This window comes from Candidatus Eremiobacteraceae bacterium (genome assembly GCA_035295225.1).
Classification (GTDB): Bacteria; Vulcanimicrobiota; Vulcanimicrobiia; order Eremiobacterales; family Eremiobacteraceae; genus JABCYQ01.
In genome coordinates this window covers 1-6,693 of record DATGJI010000062.1, presented here as the reverse complement: position 1 = coordinate 6,693, position 6,693 = coordinate 1, and the positions used below count along the sequence as shown (strand labels likewise).

10 protein-coding genes are annotated in these 6,693 nt (G+C 62.8%); 4 read left to right on the top strand and 6 right to left on the bottom strand.

The annotated features are described in order from the left end of the window. From VKT51_13440 to VKT51_13425, 4 genes are all read left to right on the top strand, one after another. A partial coding sequence (locus VKT51_13440; GenBank protein HLJ85167.1) for a hypothetical protein occupies positions 1-240 on the top strand: 240 nt, incomplete at its 5' end. A gap of 11 nt (positions 241-251) precedes the next feature. Continuing rightward, on the top strand, positions 252-542 hold the full coding sequence (locus tag VKT51_13435; GenBank protein HLJ85166.1) for a hypothetical protein: 291 nt from the start codon (positions 252-254) through the stop codon (positions 540-542). Between the two features lies 1 nt (position 543). Further along, positions 544-1,512: a PD-(D/E)XK nuclease family protein gene (locus VKT51_13430; GenBank protein ID HLJ85165.1), complete on the top strand. Its 969-nt coding sequence runs from the start codon at positions 544-546 to the stop codon at positions 1,510-1,512. 32 nt (positions 1,513-1,544) lie between these two features. Beyond that, on the top strand, positions 1,545-1,919 hold the full coding sequence (locus VKT51_13425; protein HLJ85164.1) for a DUF3465 domain-containing protein: 375 nt from the start codon (positions 1,545-1,547) through the stop codon (positions 1,917-1,919). A gap of 6 nt (positions 1,920-1,925) precedes the next feature. Here the strand turns inward: VKT51_13425 and VKT51_13420 are convergent, their stop codons facing one another. From VKT51_13420 to VKT51_13395, 6 genes are all read right to left on the bottom strand, one after another. Further along, positions 1,926-2,690, bottom strand: a complete 765-nt coding sequence (locus tag VKT51_13420) for a polysaccharide deacetylase family protein (GenBank protein ID HLJ85163.1) — start codon at positions 2,688-2,690, stop codon at positions 1,926-1,928. After that, positions 2,687-3,367 carry a hypothetical protein gene (locus VKT51_13415; protein HLJ85162.1) on the bottom strand — a complete coding sequence of 227 codons (681 nt, stop codon included), beginning with the start codon at positions 3,365-3,367 and terminating at the stop codon, positions 2,687-2,689. Before VKT51_13415 ends, VKT51_13420 begins: the two co-directional genes overlap by 4 nt. Continuing rightward, a complete protein-coding gene (locus VKT51_13410; GenBank protein ID HLJ85161.1) occupies positions 3,364-4,209 on the bottom strand; it encodes a M55 family metallopeptidase in 846 nt (281 codons plus the stop codon). The genes VKT51_13415 and VKT51_13410 overlap by 4 nt, the downstream gene beginning before the upstream one ends. A 73-nt stretch (positions 4,210-4,282) precedes the next feature. Further along, positions 4,283-4,705, bottom strand: coding sequence for a hypothetical protein (locus VKT51_13405; GenBank protein ID HLJ85160.1), 423 nt, complete (start codon positions 4,703-4,705; stop codon positions 4,283-4,285). Positions 4,706-4,710: 5 nt separating this feature from the next. Continuing rightward, positions 4,711-5,154, bottom strand: coding sequence for a ribonuclease HI family protein (locus VKT51_13400; protein HLJ85159.1), 444 nt, complete (start codon positions 5,152-5,154; stop codon positions 4,711-4,713). Between the two features lie 69 nt (positions 5,155-5,223). Next, on the bottom strand, positions 5,224-6,693 hold a 1,470-nt coding region (locus VKT51_13395), incomplete at its 5' end, for an aspartyl protease family protein (GenBank protein HLJ85158.1).

The following is a 6,693-nucleotide window of genomic DNA, read 5'->3' as shown; positions in this document are numbered from 1 at the left end:
TACCACGTCGTGAACTGCACCTTCTTCATGGAAGAGTGCGGCCCGCCCGCCGCGCCGCGACCGGCAGATCCGGCGGTCGTGGAAGCGCGGTTCGTCGCGGTCGGTGAAGCGCCGGCGCTTCTGGCGGCCGATGTCTTGCGCATCCCGGTGACCGCGGCGCTCGCAGGCGATCTCAGCCGTCGCTATTTCTCGTTCCGCCCGGAAACAACCATCGTACCGTTCTTCGGCAGACTGGCGTAGGCGTATCGTCCGTGGGCTATCTCGTCGATCCGCCGGAGCGCGTCGAAGGCGTCTATGTCGCCGTTTTTGGTGCGACGGAGCTCAGCGATGCGACGGCGATCGATCTCTTGCGGGCGAACGGCATCGATGCGAAGCCGTTTCCGCTGATGGGCGACCTTCCGTTCGCGATGCTCGGACCCGGCAGCGGCGGTTCGCTCTTCGGCGGCGAAACGCTCGTCTGCGTCCCCGAACCGGACGCGGAGGCCGCGCTCGACATCCTCGCGGATGCATTCGACTTATGGGAAGAGGAAACCGGCGACTGAAGTGGCCGATCTGCAGAGCGCGTTCGCCTGGTCGTGGTCGCGTCATCGCGCGTTCTACGAATGTCCGCGGCGCACGTACTGGCAGTATTACGGCTCGTGGGGCGGCTGGGAACCTGATGCTTCGAAAGATTCGGCGCTGGCCTATCGGCTGAAGCAGCTCAAGAGTCTCGCCATGCTCGTCGGCGAATCGTTTCACAACGTCATCGGCGAGCGTCTGCGCATGCGCGGCGACGCCCCGTCGCCGGTTCCGGCCCAGAAGATCCGCGATGAAGTCGAGCGCCGTCTGCTCAAACGACTTCGTGAGTCGCGCAATCGCGACTGGGAGCGCTTCGGCCAGCCCAAGCAATATGCGATTCTCTTCGAAGACTATTACGGGATCGGCGTGAGCGCGGAGCAGCAGGAGGCAGCCATCGCGCAGATCGGTTCGTGCACCGAGACGTTCGCTCGATCAAGCTACGGGCGCCGCTCGTTTGCGATCCCGCTCGACCGGCTGCGCATCGTCGATCCGTTGGACTTCGAGGACGCGAAGATGCTCGTCGACGGCGTGACGGTTTTCGCCAAACCCGACCTCGTCGTCGAAGATAAGGATGGCGTGCTGCATATCGTCGACTGGAAGACCGGTCGTCCGAGCAAAGCGAATATCGCGCAGCTCGCAGTCTACGGCCTCTACGTCTCGGCGCGGCTCGGTACCCCGATCGAAAACGTCGTCGCCCACCTCGTTTACCTTACGACCGGAGAAGCGGATCGCTACGACAATTTGCGCGAAGGCGTCGGCGAGGCGCGGCGCATGATCGCCACCTACACCGCCGATGTGCGCGATCGGCTCACCGATATCCCGAACAACGTAGCAGGCGACATCGAACAATTTCCGATGACGGCGAATGTCGCGCTCTGCCGGCGTTGCAACTTCCGCGAGATCTGCGGACGGCTCGACGGGCCGCCGAGTCCGCCCGCGGACGAAGAAGACTAGACCGTTCGCGCGCGGCGCGCGATAGCGGCGCCATGATCGATTGCTCGCCCACTGCTCTTTCGGAGTACTCCGATGCCGCCGCTCGCGCGGCCATCGCCGCAGGTCGAATCACCGATGTCGCTGTCGAAGGGTCGGTCATCGACCAGCCGACGTTCTTCACCGGGCGGCACACGCACGCGCGCCATGAATCGTTCGACATCGTCACCGAGCACGGACTCACGCTGCGCGTCATCGACAACGTATCGCTCGCGCCTGCGATTCCGGTGAAGATCGGCGATTCGGTCGTGGTGCAAGGACAGCTCGTGCCAAAAGCCGGCGAATCGATCATCCACGACACGCACCACTGCCCCGGACCAGGTTGGCACCGCGGCGGATGGATCGAGTGGCGCGGCCACCGATACGCATAGCGGCGATCAGACGCCGTCTTTCTCCGTCGGTCCCGCCGGAACCGGCTCATTCGGATAGCCGAGCTTCAACAGCTGCGGCACGGTCAAGAACTTGTAACCCTGCGCCCGCAACGCCGTCACGATCAGCTTTGTCGCCTCCACCGTGCTGCGGCGGTCGCCCGATCTTCCCCGGTCTCCGTCGTGCAGCACGATGATGCTGCCGTTCTTGACATGCACCAACACCCGTTTCGCGATAACCGACGGGGCGGGGCCCGTCCAGTCGGCCGGCAGCGGCACCGACCACATGATCACACGGTAACCCTTCTCGTGCGCGATACGCAGCACGAGAAAATCACGCGCGCCGAATGGCGGCCGGAACAACGTCGGCCGCGTGCCGGTTGCTTGATAGATCGCGGCCTCGCAGTCGTCCAGCTCGCGCTCGACGTGCTGCCGCGATAAGAGCACGAGATGGGCATGATCCCACGTGTGATTGCCAAGCGCATCACCGTCGCGCAGCTCGGTCCGCAAGATCGCCGGATGTGCGGCAACGGCCTTGCCGACCACAAAAAACGTCGCCGCGACGTGCGCCGCGTGAAGATAGGCCACGATCTCGTCGGTATACGGCGGATTAGGCCCGTCGTCAAAAGTGAGCGCGACGACTTTTTGACGGACCGGCACTTGCGTGACGGTCGCGCCGAACATCTGATTGTACGGTGCTTCCGATATATACCACGCAGCCGCCACTAGCACGGCGATGATCGCCGTGACGATCGCGATCCGTTTTAGATTCATCTGCCGCCGCGCAGCGTGTGCACCGGATGTACCACGGCAAGCTCGTCACGGATTCGGCTTTCAGCGGCGACGACATTGGGCGGTCCGAATGCGCGGATCTCATTCACGAGCGTCAGATACCGCGGATCTTTGCGCGGCACGCCGGGGCTGATGTAGATCGGCGCGCTCGGGTCCGTTCGCGACGGCATTCCGACTTTAAACTCCACCGATTTGGTGGTGGCCCAATACTCGGGATCCGTGAATGAGAACGCCCGGCTGCCGCCTTCGTCTCCCAGCGTCTGCTGAACTGCGATGACGTATTCGTCCTTCGGGTTCGGCCGCGCCGGTCGGTCTTCGAGATCCCACAGCCCGTCGGCTCGCAATTGCTCGAAAAGAAACGTGCTGTCGGGACCCGCGAGCGGCACGGTGAACTGCTTGGTGATGAGGCCGTTCCGGCTCGTCGCAGAGTAGAACAGCGACGTCTTGCCGTTGTCGTTCGCGAGTCGATACGTCTCGTCGGAGACGGCGCCGCGCGCGTAGTAGCACTGCAAGGTCACGGTCCACGTGCTGTTCTCGTTTTGGACCTGACGGACGGCTTCGAACTGCGGCAACCACGGGCCGAAGAACAGCTTGTAGCTCAGCACCGCACCCGCAACGATGCAGGCGATGACGATAACCGCGCGCCATTTCTCCGTCACGCCGTTGCCGCCGCGCCGAGATAGATGACCGCTTGCAGCGCGCGATACACCTCGCGAAAATCGTCCGATTCGAATCGGATCGTGCGAGCTGCCGTCCGCTTTATGCTCGGTATGAGCTCGAGATGATCGGCCTGCGCTGTCCGGTAGGTGTCGATCTCCATGACGATCGGCGTCGGCAGCGAGAATGGCTTCGCCCCGTCAACCTTGCAAGCGCTGCAGGCCGCGCTCCGCAGTGCCGCGCAGACCGCCGACGGCGACAGGCACTCGGCCGCGAAATATGAGATGCTGCGCTTTGTCTCGACTGTGCGTGCCCAAGGCAACGTCATCGCTGCTTCGTCGAGCGTCACGCGATCGCCGCTGACGAGAGTGACCGGAACCCCCCACGCTCCGGCCAAGGCGGCATTGATCGTGAGCTCGCCGATCGGCGCGCCATTGAGCCTGCATTCGAAGATCACTCGCGGGCTGTATGTGTGCCCCATCACCGCTTCGGCCGAGCCGATCGCTCCGTGATACGCGATGAAGAACGCGGCGGAAAACTCCGGCGTCAGACCCTCGAGCATGAAGTTCGGCTTCAGTCGTCCGGAAACCACGGTTGCGCGTTGGTCGAGCCGCTCCGTGAGAAGGTTTCGCATTGTCGAATGTGAGTCGTTGACGGTCACCGCTTCGGCGCCGCCGTCAAATGCGCCGGCCACCACCGCGTTCACCTCGTCCGTGACGATCTCGCGCGAACGCGCGTACTCATCGCTCGCGGAGGGACGCACCTCGTCCCAGTGCACGATGTCGGCACAGCCTTCCATATCAACGGAGATGTAAATGGACGGATCGCCGGACGCAATGGGCATGAACGTGGGCTTTCGTCCCGTTAGCAAAGGCATCCTCGCCTTCACGCAGCGTGGTGCCCGCGCAGTGCGGCGTTCAGAACTCTCCGCGACGCCCGCGCAGGTTGGGACTCTTCAAAAGCGATTCCATGGCATTGACTTCGTCCATCACCGTGCCGCCGATCGTCTCCGGTGCGAGCGTCGGCCGCACGGCGTCCGGTTGCGCTTGCGCCACGATGAGCAGCAGAACGCCGCCGTCAATGGCGTCCGTGACGCGGCCAACGCGCCGGTTCGCATCGTCGTAAACGATGAGCGATGCGTCGACGCGTCCGACGACAGCGCGCTGCGCATCGATCACGCGGCCGGTGCCGTCGACGTATCCAAGGAGCGCGGCGCCGTAGAGATCGCCGAAAATCTCGCCGTTGCGCACGCTTGCGATCGCTTGGCCGGGCGCCTCTCCGAGCGTTACCATGCCGCCCGCGTCGACGATCGCGACGATCGTGTCCGACGGCCCATACACAGGTCTCACAACCCGACGCGAGCCTCGCGCACGGCGGTCGCGTGTGCATCGAGCACGGCGTTGACGAGTTTGTCGGCGCGCTTGTTCTCTTCGCGCGGGATATGCCGCACGCGCGACGAGGCGAACTTTCGCAAGAGCGAAGTGGCGCTCGCGTGCAGCGGCCGCATCTTCGCGTCCTTGACGCGGTACTCGCCGTTGAGTTGGCGCACGACAAGTTCGGAGTCGAGGCAGACCTCCACGTCCGTGCAGCCGGCCTCAAGCGCTCGCTGCAACGTCGCGATGAGGGCTTGGTATTCTGCGACGTTGTTCGTCGCGACGCCGAGAAACTCAGATACTTCGGCGATCACCGTTCCATCAGATGCCACGATAACGCCGCCGCCCGCCGCCGGACCCGGATTGCCGCGCGCGCCTCCGTCCGTGTAAATAGTGCAGATCCCGTCTTTTTTCACGTCGCTTGAGGTTGCGGCGTCGGTGGCGGCGTGGCCTTCTGCAGCGACGGCGCCGGCTTCATCGTGAGCCTAGGCTTTTTTCGCCTTCGGATGCGGCGTTGGCGTTGGAGCGGCCTGCCGGGAACGAAGCACCTCGCCTGGGATCAGATAGATCATGCCGTCTTTGTAGTCGAACGTCACCGTGAAATATTGAAGCACTTCGTATCCGACCAAACCGTCGGTATCTTCGGACTCGAATGCGGAGCCGCTCTGGGTACGATACGCGAGGAAGTCGGTGAAATTGACGGATCCGAAATGATAGGAAGCGAGCTGGTCCATCGTCATCTGGATCTGGCCGCCCACTCCTTCCGCGGTGACGAACGGTAGATACTTGCTCAGACTCTTTCCGAGACCTTGATCCACGACATCCTGCGGATGCGCGGCGGCGAATTCTGAGAAGATCACGATCATGTCGGCGCCGGTATCCAAGATGAAGTGCGTGCCGATCGAATCGCCGATCTGGACCTGCACGAACGGCACGCCGTCGTCGAGCGCGATGGGCACCGCGATGGAGTTGACGGGCGGCGAAAACGAGTCTGGCGGGGCGGCCGTCACGTTGCCGTTGTCGTAGTTGATGCTGACCACGGCATTCGCGATGAAATCGAATCCCAGCAGTCCGACGATTTTCGTGTCGTAGCCGAGCTGCTGCGTGAACGGCACGCATTCCACGTAGGTATTGTGCAGCGCGATCGGGCCGACATCCATTTCGGGAACGATCGCCTGCGTCGATTCGTATGCTCCCATGGTGGTCTGGACGGATTCACCGAACGTCTTGATGCCGAGTTCCTTCGCGACCTCGTTGTCCATCAGAATCCCGCTTGCTCCGGAATCCAACAGAAAATCAAGTCCGCGGCCGTTGATCGTGAGGCGGACGACGACAGAGCCGTCGTCGATTCGCGCGGGCAGTACCACGGACGATGCGTTCGCCGGGAACGTCGCTATGCGTTGGTCGCCGCTTGGAATCTTGAGGTAGTCGTCGCTGAATTTGATGTTGACGTCGTCCGACTGTATGCGGACGTCGACTTCATTCGCCGGATAACCGTCCGACATGTGCGTGTGCCAGGGCTCGAACATTCCGTCCACCGCGCGATAGTCATCATACGTGATCGTCAATCGCTTGTCTGGATACGCGTCGTCTTCGCGGTCGAGGAGCGACGTTTTTTTGTCGATGTACAGCCACTCGAGCCGGCCGTTTGGGGGATTCACTTTCAAGACATACGCATCGACCGGCTGCTGGACCTCACCAGCGAGCGTCACGCCCGTGGTCGGGGCATTCGTTGCCGACCGCAACGCTTGCGCGTCGATCTCGTTCTTCTTGTGTACCCCGATCTCGTAGACGACGATGCCATTCTCGTTCACGCGCCAACGTTGGCCATGATATCTGCCGGATTGTGTCGTCACCGGACCGAGCGTGAATGCGTCGCGATAGTCCTCGCCCGCGGACACGGTTCGATCGGTCCCCGTCAGGCCATACGCACTGATCGAATCGACCTCCATCTC